We start from the raw sequence: 24,984 nt of genomic DNA, 5'->3' as shown, positions 1-24,984 counted from the left end.
TAAAGGAGTAAGGTAAGAACCAATTTGGTCTTAATTTATTTACTTTTAATAGACATCTTATTGAAACGTTGGCAGCAGCCTTTTGCTGAGTGACATCTTTTTTTGGAAGACATTTTTGTTCCTTTTAAACTACGATCCTTTTGGTAGCTAATTAGACGAACTTTTTCTTCGCTTGAAAGGTGAGGAAACGTTTCTGGTTCCTGGTGTTTCTTTAAACGCTTAATATTCGGAAAGTGACGGTAAGCAAGGGTTGCCATCCCGACCAAAATAACAATATTAATTTCTAATAAACTATCCGCAAATCAATAGCCAGAAATTTTTCCAGCAGGTTCATGAAGATAATTCATTCACGAAAAACGTAACCAACCGTTACTTCAAACTTCGCTTCATTGTTCATAAGAATTTCAGGCTACTGGAAAATTATTTAGCCCACTCACTCAAGGTAGTCAAATAAAAAGTAAACCCGTTAATAAGGCGGCAACCACCGAAGCGACACTAACGCGCTTCGAAATAGCAACCATTATAAACCAAACAGCTAAGAAAAATAGCAAGTAAAAGATGTTAGCAATGCATAATAAACCTAAAAAACAAGCTACGGCTTTACCACCTTTGAAGCGATAGTAAATTGGATAACAATGCCCGATCATCACAAATAAGACGGGAATGAAATAACTCGTTTCACTAAATAAAGTTGACGGAATCATTGAAAGAAGGAAGCATATTAGTGCGGTTGTGACGCTTTTTAGTCCATCTAAAAAGACAACGACTAACCCTCACCTTTTGCCTAATTCTCGCATCGTATTCGTGGCCCCTGCATTTTTAGAACCAACTGTGCGGACATCAATTCCTTTGACTTGACGCACAATGATAATTGACCATGATATCGAGCCAATGAAGTAACCAATTAGACTACCTAAGATAATTCCTAAATAATGCATTTGGACTCCTTTAATGTTCTTCAACTAGAAAAATTATATAATAACGAAGTGATAATTAGATAAAATTAACTATTTAGAATGGATGACAATGACAAAAAAGGAAATTGAAGAGAAGATTTTAACTCTTGAAAACCAAAATAAACAATTCGATAAACTCTTAAAGCAAATGGAAAAAAAGGTAACAGGTCACTTGCGACTTCTATTCTTTCTGCCTTTCTTTGGTTTTGTAATTTACCAAGTAGCTTTGCAAAAACGGAAAGAACGTAGTGGTTTTAATCGGGATGCTATCGAAGTAAAAACAGAAGTAATTAAAAATGAATACCAAATTCTTAAGTTAAAGAAAGACCTCGAGAAAATAACCGGGGTTCCAATGGAAACCAAAAAAAGAAAGCATTAAATTTGAAAAGCCGGTGTAGAATTAGAAAAGTACTTTTTCGAAAAGTACTTAATTTTTCTTCAAAACCGTTAAATTAATTGAGGAAATATAAGCGAGGAGGAAATAAAATGAAAAAAAATCTCCCTCCCTATAAGAGAATAGGCGCATGGTTTAAAACCTTGTGACTTTGCTATATCACGGAAATTCAAGACCGAATTTTAATGAGTCGTAAACGAATCATTAAGTTTATTGGGATTTCTTTAGTGCCTATTATCTATGGGGTGGTATGTATGGTCGCTTTTTGAAACCCGATTTCTAATATCGGGAAAGCACCCATGGCCATTATGGACTTAGACCACAAAATTATCTTAGTAAAACACTTTGATAATTCTTCAGATAGTTCAACTTTGGAAGATGAAAATGTCTTACCAACTTATAAACTAGGAGCTTTAATAAACCCTAATGGACCAGGAGAAGAAAATACTGATTTTGGAACCGACGAAGAAATTTTTGATTATGTTCAAAAAATCCAAAATGGCGAAGCTCCACAACAATTGAGAATCAATAGTGACCCAAGTAATCCAATTACTTATTCTGCTGACAATACTGATTTAGCAATTACTAGTTTGTGAGATGTTTTCAAGGCAATGCTATTGCCAAAAACAAACGAAGCAATTCCCGATACGGAATATACTTTCAAAACAGCGAAAATTGGTGGCGAAATTGCCCTAACCAATATTCATTATTTAAAAAATTCTAGTGAAATTAAAGACCAATGACAGGGATCGCGTTACTATGTTCAAGCCAAAATCCCTAAGGATTTTAGTGCAAGTTTTTTTGGATGATTAGGGACTGTCATTAACCATTGACCAGCCCAAGATAATCTCGTAGGTGATCAACCGCATGATTGAAAAGAAATTTTAAAACCACTTGAGTTTTGAACTACTTTTGAACGTAACTTTATTTTTGGTTACTATATGCAAACATTTGAAACTTTTGCTTCTGGTTTAATTTACAAAGCGATTCCTAACCTTTTCACAAGTTTTTTAACTGGTGATTTGATGAATAAGTTATTAATTAATGGTGAAGATTTGAAGGATCTTAATGATCCTGCAGTCAACCCGGAAATCCCTGGCTTTAATGTCAATGATAACTATTTTATGTTAAGAACGGGGAAGGCCGATTCAAGTGGTGGGTCAACCGATATTAATTGAATTGCTAACCACGAAAATTTAACGCCTTATTCTTTATTTGGGGCTCTTGAAAAAGACGGAAAATATGAAAAAGGAAAAGTTGGAGGGCAATTATTAAAATCTTTCCAAAATATTGATGATTTGAAAACTAGCGGGGTTATTAACATAATTAAAAAAGTTCTTCCGGGTGCTAGTGCAGATTTAGTCGAATTCATTGTTAATACTATTTCGAAATTATTAGACGATGTCAAAGATAACGAAATGGTTAATGCTACTCTTTACCAAATCGTCACTGGGCAATGAAATTATAATGGTCCAGGGACTGAAAATAAATCTGACTTAGTTCAAGCAGATCTTCAGGATGAATTAAATTCACGTCTTTGAGATTTCTTTGCGGATATGGGCTTTAACACTGGAGATCCTGTCGAATTGCATAAACAACTGACAATATTTCCAACTGATGATAATCTAACAGGAAGTCAATTTGCCATTAATGGGGTTGGCAATGAACAAGAATTTAATACACAAATTAATTCATTCATGGAAAATAACCCGAATACTTTTCATGGCTTAATTGGTCTAGATAAATGACCCGCTGCTATTGCTGGAAAGTTAGTTGATAACTTAACAGGCGATATTCGTCCAAGAGATTTATTAAAATGGACTATCCAAGGCAGCAAAAATAGCCTCTATGGAATTGGCTTAGGACAATTTTTCTTAGTTATTGGGCTTTGAATTGGTGTCTTAATGCAAACCTTCGTCTTTGATCGGGCTAAACGGGTTACTAAAGCAACGGCTAGCCAATGGTATTTATCAAAAACAATGTTAATGGGGACTGTTGTGATTCTCCAAGCAACCATTGAAATCTGGGTCGCTTATGCTTGTGGCTTCCACCAAATTGGTGCTAGTGCAATGTGCTTCTTATGATTGTGGTTTATGGCTAGTGGTTTGATGTTTGTCTTCATTATTCAAGGTCTTTGATTTAGTGTCAAGGATGAAACTATTGGTAAATTCATGGCAATTATTATTATGGTCTTGTCTTTAGCAGCTGGAGGGGGAACCTTCCCGGCGTTTGCTCAATTTGGTTTCTTCCATGCAATTAGTTATATCGTACCGTTTACGTATGTGCTTCGTGGAACCGGCGCCATTATTTACGGCGTTTCTCTGAATGGCACGACGCCGATGACAACGAATGTAATTTTGAGTAATTGAGCACCTTATTTCCTCTTTATTGCTATCTTCCTTTTCATTGGTTTAGGCATTGGGGCACCTCATCGCTATAAAGAAATGAATTGAGGATCATATCGTGGCTACAAGGTGACAAATGCTTTATTAGCCTTAGGACAAAATCCTGATAAAATGGGCTTTAGAGTTGTAAAATTTGTTAAAGCCAATGGTAAAAAAGTTTATCGCTATAATTGAGATGCTTTAAAACCTGGTTTTGATATGCCACTTTACTTAAAATGCCGCCAAATGTATCCGTTTGAAGGGCGTTTTAAATGGTGAGAGAAAAAACATCATGATGTGGTCCAACGACCAAATTGAAGTGATGAAGATATCATGAGCCGAAACGAATAATATTAATTAAAAAAACTGGAGTAATTACTCCAGTTTTTTTAATTATAAAAGGAGTTAGGAGACGCTTTAATCTTGTTTAAAACCCTAAAAAGAGTTAAACTTAAATAGTAAAACAAACATGTCCGATTAGCGCAACTGGCAGAGCAACTGACTCTTAATCAGTGGGTTGTGGGTTCGATTCCCACATCGGGCACCAAAAGAAAAAATGACCACGTAAGTGGTTTTTTTATTTTTTTGGTCCCTTTCTTTTATAATTGAACAAGAAGGAGTTATCGTGAAACTTATTAACTATAATCCAATGACCATGATTTATTTTGATTGAGAACCAAGTGTTGGGTTGGTTGGCAATTGGAATCAATGGTCTAATCAAGAAAGTGCCCTATTAGCGGTTTCCCAACACGAAGTAAAACGCACCTTAATCAATTTTGAGTGAGTGGAAAAACCAACTCCAATTGTTAGTGATAATGGGGTGGAGGCGATGGCCTCTAAAGTTGGAGTTCAACAAGGCATTAATTACCAAATTCCGCCTTTTCTTGTTAATTCACTTGTGAAATTTAACCCGATAAATAGTTTAAAAACTATGTTTCATACAAACAAAATTTATGTATTAGCAAATCATCCCTTTGTTCAAGATTTACAAAATCTTTTAGGGAATGATAATGTTGTAGTTGTTCAACCTCCTCAACCTAATAATTTCTTGCCAAGTTTAAAAGAAGACTTATTAAGTGGCCAGTTAACTGATTATCATAAAAAAGTGGGGGCGAATTATGAGGTCAAAGGAGCAGTTGTTAAAGCAAAACAACTTGGTCGGAAACTTGGCTTCCCAACTGCTAACCTAATTTTTAAAAATGGTTTACCAATTAAGGAAGGCGTTTACTTAGTTAAGGCTTGACTTCCTAACGAAACCGAACCCCATTGAGGGATGGCAGATTATTGAAATTCGCCCGGTTTTGGAATGACCTTAGAAACTTATATTTTTGACTTTGACAAAGATATTTACGGTTGAGTAATTACTATCGAATTAGTTCAATTCTATCGTGAAAATACGCCTTTAAATAGTGAAGAAGAAATTAAAACAAAATTGACAAGTGATTATCAAGCATTGAAAAAACTCATTAAATAAATTATTAAACAAAATTATTTATGGGAGGACAATGAAATGAAATATCCATTATTAGGGCCTTTTGTCCCAATTATTCCGCATCCTGGTTATCTCTTAAAGGCCGCCAAAACTGCCGTTGAGGATGATGGAAATACCTTTATGGTTTATAGCGATGATCCAGATTATATTGAACCAGATGTTAATAGTCCCAAGGATGTTGAAAACCTTGACAAGTTTTGAGCGGATAACGGCCTAAGTACCAAAACTTTGGTAGCACATGCCCCTTTTATAATGAATATAGCTAACCCTATTAATGAAAAAACTTGGCATTTTAGTGTCAACATTTTGGAAAAAGAATTGTCATTTTGTGAAAGAATTGGTCTACCTATTTTAGTAGTCCATTCCGGTTCCTATGTTCAAGGGACCGTTCAACAAGGTTTAGACCGAATCGTTCGTGCTTTAAACCAAGTTGCTGACAAAAAATATTCTGTCAAGATTGCCTTAGAGACAATGAGTGGCAAGGGAACAGAAGTCGGCATAACATTTGAGCAATTTAAATATATTTTTGATCATCTTGATTCCAAAGTGAATGTTGGCCTTTGTTTGGATACTTGCCACCTTAATGATGCTGGCTATGATATTGGTGATTGAGATAGTGTTAAGGCTGAAATTGCTAAAAATGTCGGTCTTGATAAAGTCTATTGCATTCACCTTAATGATTCCAAGAATGCGAAGGGGTCGCATAAAGACCGCCATGCCAACATTGGTTATGGTACCATTGGTTTTGATAATTTGGTTAGAGTAGCTTGAGATGAAACATTTAAAGATGTCCCTAAAATTTTGGAAACTCCTTGAGTTGACAATCATGCTTATTACAAAGAAGAGATTGCCGACTTAAGACAAAAGAAATTCACCAATTATTTGGATTAAAACTAAATAAAAAATATTAAAAAAGAGAACTTAGTTCTCTTTTTTAATTGGCAACTTTAGTTGATGTAATTAATTTTATTTACTTTAGTTCGCACCTCAGCAAGTGCGAACTTAAATTGTTGAACAAAGCGTTCTAATTTGGCCCGACCAATGCCGATATTAATTCTGGCGAAATATTCCCCGTCCTGCACAAAACTATCACCATAAGCCAAAATAATATTATTGGCTTCCATGACTTCTTTGAAAAGTGAAGGATTAGTTGTTAATTGGGAAAAATTTACATAAACGAAAAACGAAGCGTTAGTGTCAAAAATACTTAAATCATTTTCAGTTTTTAAAGCATTGACAATAAAGTGGTAATTATCTTCAATATAAGCATTAAAATCCTTTAACCAATCGGCACATTCATAAGCTGCGATTAAAGCGGGGACACCGAAAGTATTTGGACTAGTCATTTTAGTCTTTACCAATTCTTGTTTTAGTGAATTATTTAGCGATTCATTTTTCACTAAAATGTAAGTGGTTTTAAAACCACCAAAATTGAAAGGTTTATTCGGCGAAACACCAACAATAACTTGGTCATATAAACTTTCAAAATGGGCTAGAGAAGTAAATTTAGTTTCTTTGAAAATGATGTCGCGATGCACTTCATCAGAAAAAATAATTACTTTATGTTTTTTACAAATGTTTACTATTTCCAAAAGAATGGAATAATCTCATACTTGCCCCCCGGGATTATGTGGGTTGCAAAGAAGAAAGATTTTAACTTTTTCATCAACGATTTGCTTTTCAAACAAAGCCAAGTCAATTTCAAAGCGGTTGTTTTTATAAAGCAACTTATGAGCAACTAACGATCTATTAGTATTTTTAATGGCTTCACCAAAAGGTCCATAAATCGGCGAAGTAAGTAAAATTGCCTCACCGGGGTTAGAAAAAGCTTTAATGGTCATTATCATGGCGGCGATAGTACCATGACTTAAGATGATATTTTCCTTTTTATAGGTTAAATTAAATTGTTCTTTATTTCATTTAATGATAGCTTCATAAAATGTTTGTGGCAAAAAAGCATAACCGTAAACAGGAACCGCTAAACGTTGCTGAATAGCTTCTTGTACTTTAATAGGCACCTGAAAATCATGGTCGCCAATTCATAAAGAAAATAATTCTCTATTTGGGTTAATTTTATAAGTTTGACTTAAACTTTCGAGGTTCCAATGTCGGTCATTAACATGCGACCGATCAATATCCAAGGGTTTAAAATCACTCATTATTTATTTCATCTCCTTAAAAATTTCGTAATAAATATAGTCTCAAAACTGCAAAAGAGTTTGACTAGCAATTGAGTAATTATCTCAAAGCAAATATTCATCACTAACAAAATCAACATTAATAACATTGCTAAAATTAGTGATTTCATCGCAGTTTAGAAAAGCGACTTTTGTTTTTGGGTGAAAGATTTGAATTTTTTTCAAATAACTTAAAACCAAATTATTGTGACCTGATAAAGAAATTAAAATAACAAAATCATCAGAGGTTAAAGTAGAAATACTACCATCAATATAATTAGGATCGGAAATAACTTCGGTATTAAACCCTAATCGTGATAATCTTTGAGAAAAAATAATGCTTAGGTCCTTTGCCAAAGAAAAACCGATAATGGTTGTTTTGGAAGCTTTTTGAATCTCTTTGACAAATGTTGCAATAACCCCTTGTCTTTTCAATAACATAATTTGATTAATACTTTCCGATTTAAGGCGATTATAAGTGTCATAAAAGATGTCTTGAGGTTTGGTTTCGGCTTGTTGGATAGTTTTAGCAAAACGATTATTGTATAAAACAATGTTGTATTTTAAAGATTTATAACCACTAAAACCTAAGCTAAGGGCAAATCTAGTAATCGTGGCGGTAGATGAACTTGATTTTAAAGCCAAATCCGTAATGCTTAAGTTATCCATATCGTTTAGATTTTCTAAGATGGTTTTAGCAATTAATTGGTAAGTGTTATTAGGGTCATTTGTTTTGTTAAGTAAAAGATTTTTAATATCGGTTGATTGCAAAATTTAATTCTTCTCCTAAGATATTTATTAATTCATTATTAAGTTTTGTTAAGCACTTCCCACCATCTTTAGTAACCTGGACCATATCTTCAATACGCACTCCGCCCACTCCAGGAATGTAAATTCCTGGTTCGATAGTGACAACCATGTTTTCTTCGAGAATTGTGTTGTCATAGGAAGCCACCCTTGGTGCTTCATGAACTTCTAATCCAATCCCATGACCAGTTTGGTGCACAAAATAGTCAGCATATCCATATCCATCGATCACATTTCACACAATTTTATGTAACTCCGCTCCCGTTATACCAGGATAGGCATTTCTGATCCCTGCTGCTTGAGCCTCCTTAACAATCTGATAAATTTTCCGAAGTTCTTCTGAAACTTCGCCAATAGCTACCGTTCTCGTCATATCGGAACAATAGCCATCATAAACACAGCCAAAATCAATTGTAAGAAGTTCGCCTTCATGAATTACTTTATCGGTTGGCTTTCCATGCGGCAGACAACCACGTTCTCCAGAAACCAAAACCACCCTTGGGAAGATTTTGTCCGCTTTTTGTTTAATAAATGAAGCAAAAATTTCGTTCTCTAATTCGTCCTCAGTTTTGCCAAGTTTAAAATTGCGTAAGACTTCGATTAAGGCTTTGTCACCAATTTCGGCAGCTTTAGCTAATTTTGCTAATTCTAGTTTAGTTTTAACCATCCGCAGGGACCTCACTGAGACCGGTTTAATTATTGGGACTTGAACTTTTTCTTGAAGCATTTCAATAAAATTATTTGTCAAATATTCTGACTCAATTCCGAGACTTTGAATCCCAAATTTATTAATTTCTTGATTAATATCTTCAAAAACGTTTTTCACAATAAAAACTTCACAATCTTTTGCCTTATTGATAACGTCAGTTTTATAACGGCCATCAACAAACAAAATTGCCCTTTTTAAATCAACATAAAGATAACCTGAAGAATTTAAAAAACCTGTTGCTCAATAACGGTTTTGTTTAGATGTTAATAAAATGGCATCAATATTATTATCAAGAATTAGTTGCCTAATTTTGAAAAGATTTGTATTACTATTGCCCTGTTTGGCAAGCATATTCAATGATGCTTTTGACCATTGTTCCTTTTGATCGATCATCTATATACGCACTCCCTGCTATATCAATATGAATAAATGGTTTATCTTCCGAAAAAATATCCAAGAAAGCTGCTGCATTACCTGGGGGATTATATTTTATTCAAACATGGTTATTTAAATCAGCATACTTACTTTCTGTCATTGCTTTAAAACTTTCTGGTTCTAAAGGCATTCGTCAAAACCGTTCGTTGGCCGTTTGCGCTGCTTGTCAAAATTCTTGAAAAAAATTGTCATCTCTTGACATGGCTCCGGTAGTATATTTGCCTAGGCCCATAATCATCGCTCCAGTTAATGTAGCTACTGTCACAATCTTCGTTGCTTTAAGGTGTTTAATGGCATAAGTAATCGCGTCAGCCATCACCATACGTCCTTCAGCATCGGTAGAAACAACTTCAACTGTGCGCCCACTCATCGATGTCACAATCGAGGAATTAAGGGTTGTTCCCCCACCAATTCTATTTTCCGCTAAGGGCGCAATAGCCACAATATTAGTTTTCGGTGCCTCTTTCGCAATACCATGCATGGCAGCAATAACAGCTGCAGCGCCACACATATCATAGCGTTCGTTTCGTTGCCCAATTAAGGGTTTTAGAGCATAACCACCAGAATCAAAAGTAATGCCTTTGCCAATAAAAGCAGTTTTGTCATTACTTGCGGGGTTGCCTTCGTATTCCACAATCATGAACTGCGGTTCATTAATGCCTCCTTGCGCTACAGAGAGAAAAAGACCCATGCCTAATTGTTCACATTCATGACGATTTAAAGTACTAATTTTCAAATTTGTAGATGGTCTTAAAAATTTCGAAGCCAGTTCTACAAACCCTTTGGGGGTACAAATATTAGGTGGTAAATCGCATCAATCTCGACAGGCATTAAGGCTTTCCATTAATGAACGATTCTTTTTTAAAATATTCTCTAATTGATTGTTTTTAGTAATGAGATTAAAGTTTACTTCCCGAGGCTTTTTTGCTTTCAAGGTATAGAAGTTATGGTGACCATAAAGACAAGCCTGAATCACTCCTTGAACCACTTTATCATTAGCTAACGGGTTAAAACTATCAATATCAATATCTAAATCGTAACTAATTTTGGCAAGAAAATTTTTTAGATGGTTATAAACTAAATCAAAATCTACTTTGTTTTTGTCACCCAAGTAAACATAAGCAGTGGCATGTTTATCCGATAGAGTAATATTGCCAGGTTCTTTAACATCAAGAAAACAAGAATCAATGGACTGACTCTCCTCTTTGCAAAAGCCCCGTAAACTAATCGGATATTTTTTTTCTGGTTGAATACTAATCATTACTAATTAACACCTTTTTACGTTCCATAAAGTCACGTACCCCTTCTACTTTAGCGCCACAAACAATTTGATAGCTAGTGTCAGAAATTTTAATTAAGCCGACAGCTCCAATTGCTTTCACTTGTTCATCGGTTAATTCAATTGGTTCCTTAAATGTCATTCTTAAACGAGAAAAACAATTAGTTAATTTATCAATATTGTTTCATCCCCCAACCATTAGCAAGATTTGTTCAGCCATAATTTCTTCAGGCTTTACCTTTGCTTCTTTTGTTTTAGCACGTTTTTTATTTTTGTCAGTAGGAGCTTTTAAAGCATCACCCACAAAGTTATTCATTAGAGTATTGGTTTTAATTTCGGCAGTTCTACCAATTGTTTTAATATCAAATTTTTTAATACTAAAATAGAAAACATTGAAGTAAATTAGTGATCAAATAGGGCCACAAATTAAAGCCATTCACCAACGCGTTGCTCAGCCTTGAATGGGACCATAAATAATTCATGTTGGTAGTTCACCACCTAAACCAATTTGGGTTCTTGCAAGTGAAAAGACAATGTAACCAAGCCCCACCATCAACGCATGGAAAATATATAGTCATGGCGCAATAAATAAGAAGAGAAATTCAATCGTTTCGGTGACACCGCCAACCGCGGTTGCTAAAATCCCGGAAATAATTGCACCTTTGATGACAGGTCGCTGATCTTTTTTTGCCGCCATATAAATAGCAAAAGCAGCAGCTGGTAAACCAAAGAAAATCGGTAAAATGTAAGAACCAGTCATTCAACGGGCTAGTTCTGGGGGAATCATTTGGCCATTTCCCAAAAAGGCTTGCATTGCTTTAAGTGTTCCTTGCACAATTATTTCTGTTCCATCATTTTGGATGATTGTTCAATTTCCCCCAACGGCAGTTTGGGAAAATAAGGCATTAAGCATATGATGTAAACCAGTTGGGCAAAGTAAACGGGAAGTAAAAATAAATAAGCCTGGGCCAAAATGACCAAGATAAGTAAAACCTACTCCCATTCAATATAGTCCTTTAGCAATTCATGGTCAAATAAAAACTAATGCCATGCCAAAAACTGGGAAAACAATTAAAGAAATTGACGGTGTGAGACGTTTTCCACCAAAGAAGGAAAAAGCAGTCGGCAATTGCTTATATTGAAAAAATTCGTGCAATTTTCAAACAATAATTCCGTTAAAAATTGCCCCTAAAATTGAGAGATCCATAACTTTGGCAAAACCAAACATTGGTTTAACTAATTTGATTGTTTCAGCTTCCACTCCAGCAGAATTAAAAATGACAGAGTAGACATGAGGCGGAAGCACACCAATCATGAAGTTCATCCCTGCTAAAGTACCAAAATAGGATAAAACAGCCGCAAAAGCAGCGGATCCAGCATTATTGCTTGCTAAACCAACTACAATGGCAATCGTAAACGATAGGCCTAAAAGATCAAAGAAAAATTGACCAATAGTACCAATAAATCCTAAAATTGTATAACCTACATGACTTACTTCATTCGTTACAACACTTTGTAAACCAGAACCAAGTCCGAGAAATACACCGGCGATCGAGAGCACCGCTACCGGTAACATAAAAGTACCGCCAAGTTGTTGCATAAAACCGAAGAATTTATTATCTTTCCGTGGTTTTTTGTTTTTCATTGGGGCGAACCATTTTTCTAAAAAAGAAGGTTTCTTTGTTAAATCAACTTTCTCCTTAGGCAACGCTTGAACTAATAAGTTCTTGTCAGAATTATTATTTTCTGGTAAATCTTTGTCAGTTTCCATAATACCTCCTGCGCTTTCATTATAAGGTTCGGATTTTATTGTGAGAAAAAATAAATTAAATTTACATTTAGTGAAAATTTTTTCAAATAATTTAAAAGTATCGAGGCAATACTAAAGTAATTTTTCTATTCCGTAAAATCTATTCCATTGTTGAAAAATTCACTAGGGCGGTTAGTTACAAAAAAAATCAAACAAAGATTAAGATGACAAAACAAAATATTTAGATAATGATAAAGATATAGTTCGCAAACAAACGGTTGATGGTTTTAAAATAAACTTATGAGTCTTGGAATAGAGAACTAACATAATTGTGATGGTTATAGAAATGGGAGAAGAAAAATATGTCAAAAAATAAGGGAATTATCCTTTATCCTGGTGATTATTAAAGTTTGATAATCAGCAATAAATTAAACAAGTGAGGGAGTGCCGATAATTTATTATTTGATGAATATTAAGATGAATTAATTGATAAACCATTCTTGTTATCCCAATTAAGGTAAAAAAATATTCAGCTTATAATGTTGATAGTCGCTTCATTAGAGTAAAAAATAGAATTCAATTTAATAGAGCCACAAAAAGGGGAATCTTATAATGTTTAAAAAAGAATTAGGCATCTCTATTTATCCTGAGCATTTTTCTTTAGAAGAAATAAAAACTTATTTAGAAAAGTGCAAAAAAAATAATATGACGAAAATTTTCTTTTCCTTAATTCACTTAGGAAAAGTACCAGATGAAAAACTAATCCAAAAATATCAGGAAGTCTTTTTAATGGCCAAGGAAATGGGTTATTATAACGTTTTAGATGTTATTGAAGAGACCTTTCCAATCTTTGGTTTTAAAACCGACGAAGTGTATAAATTCAAAACTCTTGGCATTGATTGCTTAAGACTTGATTCGCCGTTATTACCAAAGATAGTGGCTGACTTATCTTATAGAAATATTGACTTACAGATCAATATTTCTAATAATGACAACTTCATTACCAATATCTTGGATTTCAAACCAAAATTGGAAAATTTATATGGTTGTCATAATTTTTATCCGTTAAAAAATAGTGCTTTGGCTTTAGATGCTTTTCTTGAATCATCAAAAAGATTTGTGGACCTTGGCATTCATACAAGTGCTTTTGTTGGGTCATTACAAGCTTTAAAAGGACCGCAAAAATACGATGTTCCCCAATTGGTGTCGTTGGAAATTATTAGAAACTTGCCAATCAGATCTCAAGCAAAATATTTATTTAAAACCAATTTGGTCTCATCAGTTTATGTCGGTAACCAAGCAATGTCTGATGAAGAAATTGTTGAATTTGGAGGGACATTGACGATTGATAAATTTGAGTTTGATATTCACCTTAATGATGATTTACTACCGATTGAACAAGAAATTATCAATTACCAAAATCACTTTTGACGTGGCGATGTTTCTGGAGATTTTGTAAGGTCAACCTACCCCCGCGTTGATGTGGAAGGTGAAGTTACCCCAAACCACATTAAGCAAAGTCTGAATTATGGTGATTTATGCATCGTTAATAGTAATAACAAGCATTACCAAAAAGAATTAATCATCATTTTACAAGATAATTATAAGGAATTGAAAGACACCGTCAATTTCATCGGTCATATAAAGTCTTATGATCTCCCCTTGTTAAAACTTATGCGTGGCTGAGATAGATTTTCCTTTCGGAATACTAAATAAATGAATTAAAAACAATTGGTAATGGTATAGAAGTAATTGGCTTAACTTGACCAAAAGGAGAAGCTCAAGGAACCGAGTATTTGACCTTGGAAATTTGCTAAAAAGGTTAACTTTACCATTGAAACCGGATTAAATTGGTTGCTTTTGGAATATCAAATTTTGTTATAATAAAATGATTGTATAAAGATATAAGATTGAGGAATAAACATGACAGACAAGACTATTGGGATGGCTAAACGCCGCAGCATTTTGGTCCAACTATTTTACCGTTACTTATTAATGGAAGCAAATGAAGACTTTATTAAACAAGATCTTCTTGATGAAACACAAGTTTTTTTAGATGAAGAAACTTTACAATTAGCGACACAATTAGCAACTGAATTGCCTAATCTAAAGCAAGAGGCTGAAAAGCATCTTTCTCAAGAATGAAAATGAGGGCGCTTACCTTATTTAGTCCAAGCCATTTTGTTGGTAGGAACTTTTGAAATTCAAATGACCAATACGCCAAAACCAGTTACACTAAACGAAATGACCGAATTGGCCAAAAATTATGGTCTTGATCAACATTGAAAATTTATCAATGCCCTTTTAGAGAAAATTAATAAAATCTAAGGAGTTTTATGGCCAACCAAGTTTTCACAGTCAGCACTTTAAATAAGTTAATCAAAGAGTATATTGAAGCTCCGGAGTATTTCCGTACCTTATTTGTTCAAGGGGAAATTAGCAACCTTACCTTTAATCGTTCTGGACATGTTTACTTTTCTATTAAAGATGAAAAAGCGAGTTTAAAATGTATGGTTTGGAAAGATAAGGCCGAACTAATTCACCGATGAAAACTTAAAGAGGGAATGAAAATTACTTGCTTTGGTCGGTTAACGTACTATATCATGGGTGGTTCAATTGGTTTTGATGTTCAAGATGTTACCTTGGAAGGCAAAGGTGAACTTCAACAACTATACGAAGAACGTTATCATTATTTAGAAACAAGAGGTTGATTCGATAAATCTCTTAAAAAACCAATTCCAAGTATTCCTAGGCGAATTGGGATCGTCACCGCTGATACTGGAGCTGTCATTCATGATTTATTGGCCACCATTGGACGCCGATTTCCTTTAATTGAGGTTTTTCTTTTTCCTGTGCAAGTACAAGGAACTCAAGCTCGCTACGATGTCGCTAAGAAAATTTCCCAAGCAAATGCTTTTCTTCCACAACTTGACATAATCATTGTCGCCCGTGGTGGTGGAAGTTATGAAGATTTATGAACCTTTAACGAAATGGAAGTTTTAGAGGCAGTTCGGAAAGCTTCAATTCCCACCATTTCCGCGATTGGACATGAACCAGATTTTACGTTAATTGATTATGTGAGTGACTTGCGAGCTCCGACACCAACAGCAGCAGCTGAATTAGTGACACCCAGTCGTGATGAATTACAACAAAACTTGCTTTGGTTAAAACAAGAATGAAGTCGAACAATTCTAGAATTAATAGCAGCTAAAAGTAAATGGTTACAAACAGCTAGCAATTTTTTGTCACAATCTTTAAATCAAGGCTTGAATTTAAGCCAACAAACACTGGCCAACCTTTACAATCTCAATCTCACAAAAATGGATCTTATTCTGAATCTAAAGGCCAGTGAATTAGAACAATTAACTCTTCAATGAAACCTTGTGAATCCTTATAACCCCTTGGAACAAGGATATGCTTTAATGCTCAACCAAAGCCAAATGGTAATTACGAACATTAGGACTTTGAAAATTGGCGATAAAATTAACTTAAAAGCTCAAGAGGGTCTTGTGGAAACGCAAGTACGGAGAATTATTCTTAACTCTGAAAATAATTAACGGAAGGAAGATAAAGAAAATGACTACAAAAACCTATGATGAAATTGTTAAGGAAATTAAAGATGATCTTCAAAAAATGAGTAATAGTGATATCGGCTTGCAAGAATCGATCGATCTTTTTGAAATAAATTTAAAAAAGATTAACAACCTGAAAAAGCAACTTGAAGGCTACCAAATGAAAGTACAAAAAGTGCTTGCCGATAATAAGTTAGAAGACTTCGAAGCTTAGACTTTTTAAATATGCAAAAAGTGATTTTTCATTTAGATATGGATGCCTTTTTTGCGAGTTGCGAACAAATGGTGAATCCCAATTTTCAAAATCAACCCTTAGTTATTGCTCACCAAAGTAGGCGTTCTATTATCACAACATCAAGTTACGAGGCTCGTAAATTCGGCGTCAAAACTGCGATGCCTCTTTATCAAGCTTTGGCACTTTGCCCAAATTTGGTAGTAGTGGAACCGCATTTTTCTTTATATAGTCATACTTCTCAAAGAGTTTGGTCCTTGATTAGAAAAAAATTCACCAAAAGAGTTGAATTGAATTCCATCGATGAAGCTTTTTTAGACGTAACAGCTATCGTAGGAAAATATGGTTCCCCAGCTAGAATGGCCCAAAAAATCCGGGAATCTATCAAAAAAGAAATTGGTATTACTTGTTCCATTGGGATTAGTTACACTAAATTTTTAGCTAAAATGGCTACGGACCTCAATAAACCAAATGGACAAACGGAAATTTGGCCTGAGACTTTATCAACGCAACTTTGACCTATTAGTTTAGATAAAATGCAAGGAGTTGGTCTTGCTACTCATAAGTTATTAGTCAACGAACTCAAAATTCAAACGATTGGTGATTTAGTAAGGTGTGATGAAGAACGCCTTTTAGCAGCCATTGGTCGAAATGGCTCGGTGCTTAAGAAACAAGCCTTGGGTCTAAGTAGTGATTTAATTAACCCCTATTTACAAAAACCCAAATCAATTTCTCACGAAATTACTTTAGAAATTCCTTTAACTAACCTTGAAGAGTTGGAAGACTTGCTTTTTACCTTAACGCAAAATAACTTGATTCGCTTAAATCGTCAGCAAATGGTGACTCAAGGTGTTGGTGTCTCACTTCGCTACCATTGAGCTAACGAAAAAAAAGAAGTTTTTGATAAACTCAAACATTTAAAACGTCAAAGTCGTCAATTAAGCCTAACCCAACCAACAACCAATCTAGAAACAATCTTTGCTGCTCTCAAAGAATGCTTTGAAAAACTTTACCTTGAAGGAAAACCAGTTATTCTTTTGGGCGTCACTTTTCATAAATTGCAAGAAAATAATTATTTCCACCAACTGAGTTTGACTGAAAATGATTGCCCTTCTATCCAAGCAAATGTGAACCAATTGCTTTGGGATATTAACCACCGTTTAAAATCACAAAAAGTTTATTATGGTAGTCACTTAGACATTCAAGAAGGAAAGTATCTGAAAGATTATCAAGAAGTTAAACTGAATCAAGAAATCCGTAAGGAAAAGCGTAAATAAAAACCTCCATCTGGAGGTTTTTATTTATTTTGATTTAAGCAAAGGGATTGAAATCATCTTCATTTTGGGGTTTTGGTTCGCGGTTTAAAAATGTTTGAGCTTCTGGAGTGCGTTGTTTTTTTACAGCATCAACAATGTCCTTTTCGGTCGTTTGTTGATGTAAAATTTCTTCACGTTTTGCTAATTTTAATTTGCGAATTTCTTTTTCTTCTTCTTGAAGGAGAAAAATTTGCTCAGGGATTCGGGAAACTGTTTCTAAAACTGCTCCAGCAATCACTCCTCCGATAATAAAAGCATAAAGAATACCAAAGCTAACATAGGCATCAGGCAACTTATCTTTGATTAATAAACCACTTAGTAAATAAATCCCTTCAGCTAAAAAGCCCAAACTATAAACACTTAAACTACTTCAAAGGAGTTTACGGTCTTTTTTTGTTTGTTTATAATGTGATTGGTGAATTAGCTTAATTCTTAAACTTCAATAAACTAGAAAAGCAAGAATTGCTATAGCATAAAGCACTAAGTTGACAATTAATAAAGCACTTCATGTTTTCACGAAGAAACTATCTTGACGAATCACTTTTAGCAAAATAAACAGTGGGTTGATTAAGAGACAAATGGAACTAACCGTTACTAATGGCTTGATTCATGTATACGTTTTTGGCGTTACTTTCCAATTTTTCATAAATCACCCCCCCTTCAGCGACTGTCATTTGCACTTCCAAATTAGGATCCATAATTACTAAATCGGCTAATTTGTTTTCAGCAATACTGCCTGTTTGATCATCGATTTTTAGTTCTTTTGCGACATTAAGTGAAGTCATCTTAACTAAATCGGTCATTGGCATTTTAATTGTATTATAAAACGTACGGACGTTATGGTCAAAAGTGGCACCAGCACCAGCTAAACTTCCACTACTTTTTAAAGCTACCTTCATCCCCGTTTTAACAACCGGTAATTGTCCAAGGAGGTAATCTCCATCAGGTAAACCCTTAGCATTCATTGCATCGGTAATAATAGCAATTTTTTGTGGACCCTTCATTTTGTAAATCAAGCGCAAGATTTCTGGTTGTAAATGGATTCCATCAGCAATCACTTCTACTAGAACATCATCATGAATTAAACCAGCAACGGCCAAGCCTGGACGATGTTGGTCAACCCCACTCATTCCGTTAAAAAGATGAGTGATGTGTTTAGCACCTAAAGCCCAATCACGTTCAAAGTCTTTGGCAGTCATATTCGTATGACCAATTGAGGGAATAATGTTTTCATTAACCAAGTATTGAGTAAACGAACCATCTTGAAAATCAGCTGCATAAGTAACCATCTTAATTTTATGGTTAGCTAAATCATTTCAACGTTTTAATAAAGCAATATCTGGCTTTTTAAGTAGCTTTTCTTCATGAGCCCCTTTGCGACTAGGATCAATAAAAGGTCCTTCCAAATGGGCTCCAAGGCACTTAGCTTGCGTGAGATTGTTAGTCAATTCTTGGTTTGTCATAAAATTACCAAATTCACTATAATAGTGATCATTAGCTTCGAGGCTATTTGTGACTGAGGCTTGCAAATATTTGGTGATTCCTTCTTGGCCAACATTTTCAGCAAATATTTGGAAACGACTTTGATCGCCAGTTTCAAAATCCACACCATATCCACCATGAACATGAACATCGATAAAACCAGGAAGTATCCAATTTCCCTTCAAATCGATTCCTAGTTTTGACGTATCTCCTGCCTTAATAGCCTTAATACGTTTATTTTCAATTTCCAAGTAACCTTCGATAATTTCGTTTTCTAAAACAATTTTCCCGTTTTTTAAAAGCATTATATGAATTCCTATTCTTCTTCCTTATTATTTTTACTTTGTTGTTTCTTTTGCAGTTTCTCTTCTATTTTAACTCCTAAAGTACTAAAACGTGGCTTTGGTTCGCGCTTACAAGCTTCCAAAAGAACCTTTTCATCGCCAATAATTAACAATTCCTCCTTAGCACGAGTAATCGCTGTATAAATTAGTTTCCGATTTAAGAAAAAATTACGTGAACTTGACTCTAATATCAGGACAACACGTTGATATTCACTTCCTTGTGTCTTATGAACACTACAAGCGTACCCTAAGGCTAAATCATCAAATTGGTCAGGAGTTAAATTAACTAACTTATGATCACCAAACTTTACACTTGCTTGATGTAATTTTTGGTCTAAAAAACTTAAATCTTGAATAGTCCCAATTTCTCCATTAGTCAAATCTTGCTCACTATTATTTTTCAAACACATCACTTTATCATTTAAGGCATAAGTATAAAAACCACGATGATAAGTTTTACTTTTGGTTGTCTTCTTATCCACTAGAGCTGGATTAAAACTAGCCTGGATAAAATTATTCAGGTTTTCAATTCCTAAGGATCCAGCATAAAAAGGAGTAATAATTTGGTAAGCATTAGCAAATTTCTCAATATTGTTTAAGTGAAGTTGGTAATCAAGTTGTAAGGTTTTGTAATTATCCTGCGATGATTGGTCAAAATACGTTTCCACATTGCCTAAGTTATGTCAGTCTAAACTTTCTAAGGTTCCATTTTCGATATGGCTTGCTAAATCGATAATTCCATTCCCCTTTTGTTGACGATGAATAGTTTTCAATTTGATAAAAGCAAAATTTTTATTGGTTGCTAATTCAGCAAAGAGATTTCCATAGTTGACTGGTGGTAACTGGTTAAAATCCCCAATTAAGACGAGCTTTTTCAAAGGTCCCTTGGCTTTTAAGAACTGCGCAAAGACATGGTTATCAACCATACTCATTTCATCTAGAACCATAAATTCAAAGTTTAAAGGACGATCCTCATTGAAACCAAAAGTACCGTTTTCGTTGGCCTCAAGTAACTTATGAATCGTTGACGGGTTTAAACCTTCAACGATGTCTTTTAAACGAGCGCTGGCTCTTCCGGTTGGAGTAGCAACGCCCACAGGAGGATGATTGAATAGGTACCGATAAAGTAAAATAAAACCATAAATCAAGGTACTTTTTCCAGTTCCAGGTCCCCCAGAAACGATTAATACTGGTTCTTTTAAAAACATTCTTAAGGCTTCAATTTGGCCATCATCAAAATGAAAATTATTTATATTTAAAATCTTGCCAAGTTCCAGTTCCACCTTTTTTAAAACTTGGTTAAAACGCGTTTTGGAAACAGCCGTTAGTTTAAGGGTTGGTTGCAGCAAATCGGCAAGCCCTTGAGAAATGGTTTCTTCATCTTCTCAAGATTCGCGGGGATAAATTTTACCTTTTTCAAAGTAAAGCAAGCGGTTTTTTTTAGCATACATTAAACCATCTCTGATTATGATTTCATCATAAATATTCAATCGCTTTTGGAGTGCTTTTTTTAGAGTATCCAAATCCAAATAAGTATGACCAGAATTGAAAATAGTTTGTAGAGCCACAGCCTCGGCTCAATGGCCAATTCGATTGGGACTATTTTTGTCTTCGCCAAAGAAGAGAGCGATTTCGTCTATCTTCGCGATTGGTTTTAAATTATTGTTGCGCGCAAAACTATAAAAATCATTCACAAAGAGTTCACGAATCTCTTCAGAATCATTGGTTAAATCAGTAATCTTTTCCAATAAAGGAACACTCAAGTTATTCTCAAAAAAAGTTTGGCGCAAATCTTCCAAAGGACTTTGCTTTAGTCGGCCAATAATAATCTCAGCTAAATGAGGTGGTAAATTAGGCACCTCCCTAAGGCTTTCGGGATGACGCTTAATTTTGCGGATTGTGTCATCTTGGTAATAGTCAACAATCATTTCAGCTGTTTTACGCCCGATGCCAGGGAACGTGGCTCCAGAAAGGTATCTAATAGCCGCTTTTTGGGTCAAAGTATCAGCGACTGCATAACTTTCCACTTCAAAGGTAGTACCATACTTATTATGAGTTTCCATATGGCCACGAATTTCATAAAGCACACGCGTCTTCATATTAGTAATATGACCCTTAATTCGAATTTGCGATTTATCATTATCTTCGCTCGCGAATAATCCAAGGCCTCAAGTACAACCTTTTTGCATCAAAAATTTTGTTAAGTAACCACGGTAAATTTTAAGAGTAGTTTCTTCTCCTTCAAGTTTTTTAGGTTCGTTTGAAAGTGGCATTGTTCCCATTTTTTCCTCCTAAAATGAAAAATTTAGGATTTGACCTAAATTTAAGATAATTTTTTGTTGTGATTAACGTTGACGAGTTTGACCATTTTCTGCTTTTTCTAGACGAGCAAAGCCACTAAAGTGACCATAAACAACCCCTTCATCTGACCATATACCAACAATTGTTTTGTTGATTGTATAGATATAGTAAGTCATGGCAGCCACAGTTCACATCAAGTTGAAAACGGCTGCGAAAAGCATCAATGGACCACGGTTGCGGTCTGACAAGGTATTCAAGACATCTGCAAGAGCGCCAAAGATTCTGACAATGGCGAAGAAAAGCAAGATAAATAATTCAATTGTTACCACAATCAACCATATAACGGCAATAATTTTCATAAAAGTACGTAAGGCATTTTTAGGACCAGTAAATAAATCGTGAGAATTTTTTTGGTAATAAAAGGCTACCGTAATTGCCGCAAATAAAGTGATTACTACTTGGGAAATCAAGACTCCTAGTGTCACTCCAAAAGCACCAGCATTTTTATCAAATAATTGAGTAGTGGTTAACGGACTATCACCACCATTAAGAGCTGATAGGAAGAAAACTAGTAAGAAGCATGGAGCACCAACTACTGCAATCATTCCCATTGAACGTGATAAAAATCAACGTGGGTTGATTGTCGACCGAACAGGAACATTGGGAAGCCTAGTTAAAATAAAGGGAGTTAATAAACCACCTAAATTAAGACTCAAGGCTGATAAAACAAACCTATTTGCAGTAATTTCACCATCATCAGAATTGCGGACAAAGCGGATGATAATCATTCCAGCGTAAAAAGTTTTTCAAGCTAAATAAGTTAAAAGACCTAAAATCATCGCAGCTAAAGCACGACCCTGAACATTTTTGTCACCACTAATGTTATTTGAAATGTCTCCAAAGTAGACAATATAGGCAACTAGTCCCGCTAAAGCAAAAACCATGCCGATAACTTGAAAAGTGACAATCATCCCTCTTAAACCAAATAACGAAGTCGATCCGTAGCCCGGACGTCCCCGTTGGTAAGTTGTATTATTCATTTTTACCCCCATTAAAATTAATAATTTCATTAATTTGTTTAGATTATAACATTAACCGAAATAAAAAAAGCTAGACTTATCTCTAGCCAATTTCCACCTTAAAAGCCAATAAATAAACTTTCCAACGTCCCACGAAAATCACGATATGTCTCTTGAGCTTGGCGATAAGTATTGGCAAGGTTTTGCCAATTTTTGTCGCCGCCCTTCGTTTGGACTTGACCATAACTATCAATTAATGAACTCACAACTTGATTCAAAGTTACCCGGAAGCCTTGGAGTTCTTTTAAAGTTTCATCTCAAATTTGTTTTTTTGAAGCTTTTTTCATGCTTTTTGCTTCTTGTGTTTTAAAACTCAACATTTTTTCCATCTTTGTAATGCGCTCAGCCAAGGCCTTTGCTTGGTCTGGCGAATTAGCTTTTTTTGCTTCAATTAAGGAATTACGATTAACAATCAAAGCGGTTTGGAAATGCTCTATAGCAATGGGCAAAGTACTCTTGAACGTTTTGATAAGCATCGTTCTATAGGCATGTCTTTGTAAAACATTTTGTTGCGATTCAGCAATACTTGGTGTTAAATTATCCAAAGTCAATTTGGAAAAAATATCAAGTAAATTAAGAGATTGTTGAATTGCTACTTCATCGTGTTGTTTGATAGCAACCCCCAATTCATTAAAAGCTAATGTTGTTCTTTCTAAAAACAAGTTAATTTTTGCCTTGGCCTCGGTTTGATAACGGTCTCCTCGATCACGGAACGAGAGAACAAAAGTAACAACGATACTTAAAAGAGCAACAACAATTGTCACGATTCCTAAAACTAAGGTTACCAAAAATAATTCATGATCGTAGATATCTCAAGAGGAATCATTAGCAATAAATTTCATACTACCTCCACTTTAATCATAAAAAATTGTTTATATGCCAACTATATTTGGTACTAGAACCAATTAAAGGTCTTAACTCTAATAATGTCATTTTAAAAAAAGATTGGACAATTTGGTTGGGGAAATTTGTTTAATTAATTTTTGACTTTGCGATTTTAATTTTTGAGAGAAAAATTTTTCTAAGTTTCCCGGATAAATGGTGAAGTTACCTGCTTGGATATTACCAACCACTTTTCGTGTTAATGTACTAATTAAGGTAGTTTCCGAAAAATCGTACTCACGACTGACATCCAAGCGTTCCTTAAAACTAAAATAATAAAGTTTTGAAGTATCACAAGTAGATTGCTTAGTAAAAAAGGGATAAAAAAGGGTCTCATTTTCGATTTTGAAAACATGAAAATTAGTCGTTTGTAGAAATTGTCATTGCTCAAACTGGTTAGATTTCTCATTATCCATGACAATTTGTTTTAGTAAAGTTTCGGTAAAAACATTAGCGTTTAAATCACCATTATAAGGATGTTCCCCAGTTGCATCACTAAACTCCACTGCCAAAAAACCTTGTTCGTCAGTAGCTACAACTAGAAAAGGATGTTTCAATCATGATTGGTGATTATCACTACGATGTTTTAAATAATAACCATGGTTAGTTTTAATCGTTTTCATCTTGAAGCCTCGTTTTTCTATAAAAGGAGATTGCTTATTGATGATAATTGGTTAAAAACTCAGTGAATTAAACTTAAAAAAACAAAACATTAGTTAACTGACCTTTGTTTTGTTTGTTTCATAATAGTTTTACTTAAAAAATTTACTTAGAAAAAATGGCCATCACGGCTTAAAAAGTTTTGAGGGCCTTATCAATTTCTGGTAATAGAGTTTGGGCTGCTACTTCTGGGGTTTGTTCTTTTAACGGAGCAACTTTAGTACCGGCTAATAATAATGATGGGTGGTTAATTTTTGCCCCCATAAACGCTCAAGTTCCTTCTAAAAAAGCGGTATGATTGCCAAAAGGATACCAACCAAGCGGCGCCCCTTGGGTGGTGATTATTTGGACCACAAGATTTTTTAATAAACCAATGGCTTCGCCTTTTTTAGAATATTTATAAGAAAAAGTTTGATCCGCTAATAAAACGTGGTCTAAATAATTTTTCATTAAGCCAGAAACGTTGAAGTTATTCATTGGACTAACGCAAACCACTTTTTCAACTTTTTTTAATTGTTCAATTAATGGTAAAACTTCTTTTCAATAACTACTGCTATTATGACGATCTAAAGTCTGGTGTGCTAATGGTAAATCATTTAAATCTAAGTTAATAATTTCGTCGTGAGGATGTAACTGATGATATTTGTCTAAAAATAAATCAGTAACTGCTCCTGAATAAGATTGTTCACGTTTTGAGGGTGAACCATTAATCACTAATACTCTTGTCATGATT

Annotated in this window: 21 protein-coding genes, 1 tRNA gene and 1 pseudogene; 10 read left to right on the top strand and 13 right to left on the bottom strand. The window is 34.6% G+C overall.

What is annotated here, in order from left to right; all coding sequences use genetic code 4:
• Nucleotides 1-182 precede the first annotated feature (182 nt).
• Nucleotides 183-953: pseudogene (gene plsY, locus EFREU_RS01670) on the bottom strand (glycerol-3-phosphate 1-O-acyltransferase PlsY); the annotation flags it as partial.
• A gap of 73 nt (nucleotides 954-1,026) precedes the next feature.
• On the opposite strand from plsY, the gene EFREU_RS01665 reads away from it, so the two are divergent.
• The 5 genes from EFREU_RS01665 (at nucleotide 1,027) to EFREU_RS01645 (ending at nucleotide 6,117) form a co-directional block, all read left to right on the top strand.
• Complete coding sequence (locus EFREU_RS01665; protein WP_100609299.1) at nucleotides 1,027-1,335, top strand: hypothetical protein; 309 nt, start codon at nucleotides 1,027-1,029, stop codon at nucleotides 1,333-1,335.
• Nucleotides 1,336-1,442: 107 nt separating this feature from the next.
• Nucleotides 1,443-4,085: an ABC transporter permease gene (locus EFREU_RS01660; RefSeq protein ID WP_100609298.1), complete on the top strand. Its 2,643-nt coding sequence runs from the start codon at nucleotides 1,443-1,445 to the stop codon at nucleotides 4,083-4,085.
• Nucleotides 4,086-4,205: 120 nt separating this feature from the next.
• Nucleotides 4,206-4,281, top strand: a tRNA-Lys gene (locus tag EFREU_RS01655).
• Nucleotides 4,282-4,359: 78 nt separating this feature from the next.
• On the top strand, nucleotides 4,360-5,208 hold the full coding sequence (locus EFREU_RS01650; protein ID WP_100609297.1) for a riboflavin kinase: 849 nt from the start codon (nucleotides 4,360-4,362) through the stop codon (nucleotides 5,206-5,208).
• Between the two features lie 36 nt (nucleotides 5,209-5,244).
• Nucleotides 5,245-6,117, top strand: coding sequence for a deoxyribonuclease IV (locus tag EFREU_RS01645; protein ID WP_100609296.1), 873 nt, complete (start codon nucleotides 5,245-5,247; stop codon nucleotides 6,115-6,117).
• A gap of 56 nt (nucleotides 6,118-6,173) precedes the next feature.
• Here the strand turns inward: EFREU_RS01645 and EFREU_RS01640 are convergent, their stop codons facing one another.
• Genes EFREU_RS01640 through EFREU_RS01620 form a run of 5 tightly spaced genes read right to left on the bottom strand, consistent with a single transcriptional unit; the run spans nucleotide 6,174 to nucleotide 12,404 of the window.
• Nucleotides 6,174-7,385, bottom strand: coding sequence for a MalY/PatB family protein (locus EFREU_RS01640; RefSeq protein ID WP_100609295.1), 1,212 nt, complete (start codon nucleotides 7,383-7,385; stop codon nucleotides 6,174-6,176).
• Between the two features lie 3 nt (nucleotides 7,386-7,388).
• Complete coding sequence (locus EFREU_RS01635; RefSeq protein WP_157844562.1) at nucleotides 7,389-8,174, bottom strand: MurR/RpiR family transcriptional regulator; 786 nt, start codon at nucleotides 8,172-8,174, stop codon at nucleotides 7,389-7,391.
• Nucleotides 8,155-9,312, bottom strand: a complete 1,158-nt coding sequence (locus EFREU_RS01630; protein WP_100609293.1) for a M24 family metallopeptidase — start codon at nucleotides 9,310-9,312, stop codon at nucleotides 8,155-8,157. Before EFREU_RS01630 ends, EFREU_RS01635 begins: the two co-directional genes overlap by 20 nt.
• Nucleotides 9,248-10,615 carry a M17 family metallopeptidase gene (locus tag EFREU_RS01625; RefSeq protein WP_100609292.1) on the bottom strand — a complete coding sequence of 456 codons (1,368 nt, stop codon included), beginning with the start codon at nucleotides 10,613-10,615 and terminating at the stop codon, nucleotides 9,248-9,250. Before EFREU_RS01625 ends, EFREU_RS01630 begins: the two co-directional genes overlap by 65 nt.
• Nucleotides 10,608-12,404, bottom strand: coding sequence for a PTS transporter subunit EIIC (locus tag EFREU_RS01620; protein WP_100609291.1), 1,797 nt, complete (start codon nucleotides 12,402-12,404; stop codon nucleotides 10,608-10,610). The genes EFREU_RS01625 and EFREU_RS01620 overlap by 8 nt, the downstream gene beginning before the upstream one ends.
• A 591-nt stretch (nucleotides 12,405-12,995) precedes the next feature.
• On the opposite strand from EFREU_RS01620, the gene EFREU_RS01615 reads away from it, so the two are divergent.
• From EFREU_RS01615 to dinB, 5 genes are all read left to right on the top strand, one after another.
• Complete coding sequence (locus tag EFREU_RS01615) at nucleotides 12,996-14,099, top strand: MupG family TIM beta-alpha barrel fold protein (RefSeq protein WP_100609290.1); 1,104 nt, start codon at nucleotides 12,996-12,998, stop codon at nucleotides 14,097-14,099.
• Between the two features lie 207 nt (nucleotides 14,100-14,306).
• Nucleotides 14,307-14,711, top strand: coding sequence for a transcription antitermination protein NusB (locus EFREU_RS01610; protein WP_100609289.1), 405 nt, complete (start codon nucleotides 14,307-14,309; stop codon nucleotides 14,709-14,711).
• A gap of 8 nt (nucleotides 14,712-14,719) precedes the next feature.
• Entirely contained in the window at nucleotides 14,720-15,940 is a 1,221-nt protein-coding gene (gene xseA / locus EFREU_RS01605) for an exodeoxyribonuclease VII large subunit (protein ID WP_100609288.1), read from the top strand.
• Between the two features lie 19 nt (nucleotides 15,941-15,959).
• Entirely contained in the window at nucleotides 15,960-16,169 is a 210-nt protein-coding gene (locus EFREU_RS01600; protein WP_100609287.1) for an exodeoxyribonuclease VII small subunit, read from the top strand.
• A gap of 11 nt (nucleotides 16,170-16,180) precedes the next feature.
• On the top strand, nucleotides 16,181-17,464 hold the full coding sequence (gene dinB / locus EFREU_RS01595) for a DNA polymerase IV (protein ID WP_100609286.1): 1,284 nt from the start codon (nucleotides 16,181-16,183) through the stop codon (nucleotides 17,462-17,464).
• 34 nt (nucleotides 17,465-17,498) lie between these two features.
• Here the strand turns inward: dinB and EFREU_RS01590 are convergent, their stop codons facing one another.
• From EFREU_RS01590 to EFREU_RS01560, 7 genes are all read right to left on the bottom strand, one after another.
• On the bottom strand, nucleotides 17,499-18,149 hold the full coding sequence (locus EFREU_RS01590) for an MFS transporter (protein ID WP_100609285.1): 651 nt from the start codon (nucleotides 18,147-18,149) through the stop codon (nucleotides 17,499-17,501).
• Nucleotides 18,088-19,290, bottom strand: a complete 1,203-nt coding sequence (gene nagA / locus EFREU_RS01585) for an N-acetylglucosamine-6-phosphate deacetylase (protein ID WP_100609284.1) — start codon at nucleotides 19,288-19,290, stop codon at nucleotides 18,088-18,090. The genes EFREU_RS01590 and nagA overlap by 62 nt, the downstream gene beginning before the upstream one ends.
• Before the next feature lie 11 nt (nucleotides 19,291-19,301).
• The gene (locus tag EFREU_RS01580) at nucleotides 19,302-21,611 is read right to left on the bottom strand and encodes an AAA family ATPase (protein WP_100609283.1); all 2,310 of its coding nucleotides are present in this window, start codon (nucleotides 21,609-21,611) and stop codon (nucleotides 19,302-19,304) included.
• Between the two features lie 63 nt (nucleotides 21,612-21,674).
• Complete coding sequence (locus EFREU_RS01575) at nucleotides 21,675-22,670, bottom strand: hypothetical protein (RefSeq protein WP_100609282.1); 996 nt, start codon at nucleotides 22,668-22,670, stop codon at nucleotides 21,675-21,677.
• Nucleotides 22,671-22,768: 98 nt separating this feature from the next.
• Nucleotides 22,769-23,551, bottom strand: a complete 783-nt coding sequence (locus tag EFREU_RS01570; protein WP_100609281.1) for a hypothetical protein — start codon at nucleotides 23,549-23,551, stop codon at nucleotides 22,769-22,771.
• A 78-nt stretch (nucleotides 23,552-23,629) separates the two neighbouring features.
• Nucleotides 23,630-24,214 (bottom strand): hypothetical protein, encoded by a 585-nt coding sequence (locus EFREU_RS01565; RefSeq protein WP_100609280.1) that lies wholly within the window; start codon nucleotides 24,212-24,214, stop codon nucleotides 23,630-23,632.
• 169 nt (nucleotides 24,215-24,383) lie between these two features.
• Nucleotides 24,384-24,980, bottom strand: coding sequence for an FMN-dependent NADH-azoreductase (locus EFREU_RS01560; protein ID WP_232673628.1), 597 nt, complete (start codon nucleotides 24,978-24,980; stop codon nucleotides 24,384-24,386).
• Nucleotides 24,981-24,984 lie beyond the last annotated feature (4 nt).

Origin of the sequence: Entomoplasma freundtii (assembly GCF_002804205.1) — a bacterium.
Classification (GTDB): Bacteria; Bacillota_I; Bacilli_A; order Mycoplasmatales; family Mycoplasmataceae; genus Williamsoniiplasma; species Williamsoniiplasma freundtii.
The sequence above is the reverse complement of the archived record's forward strand: the minus strand, read 5'-3'. Positions and strand labels throughout refer to the sequence as shown.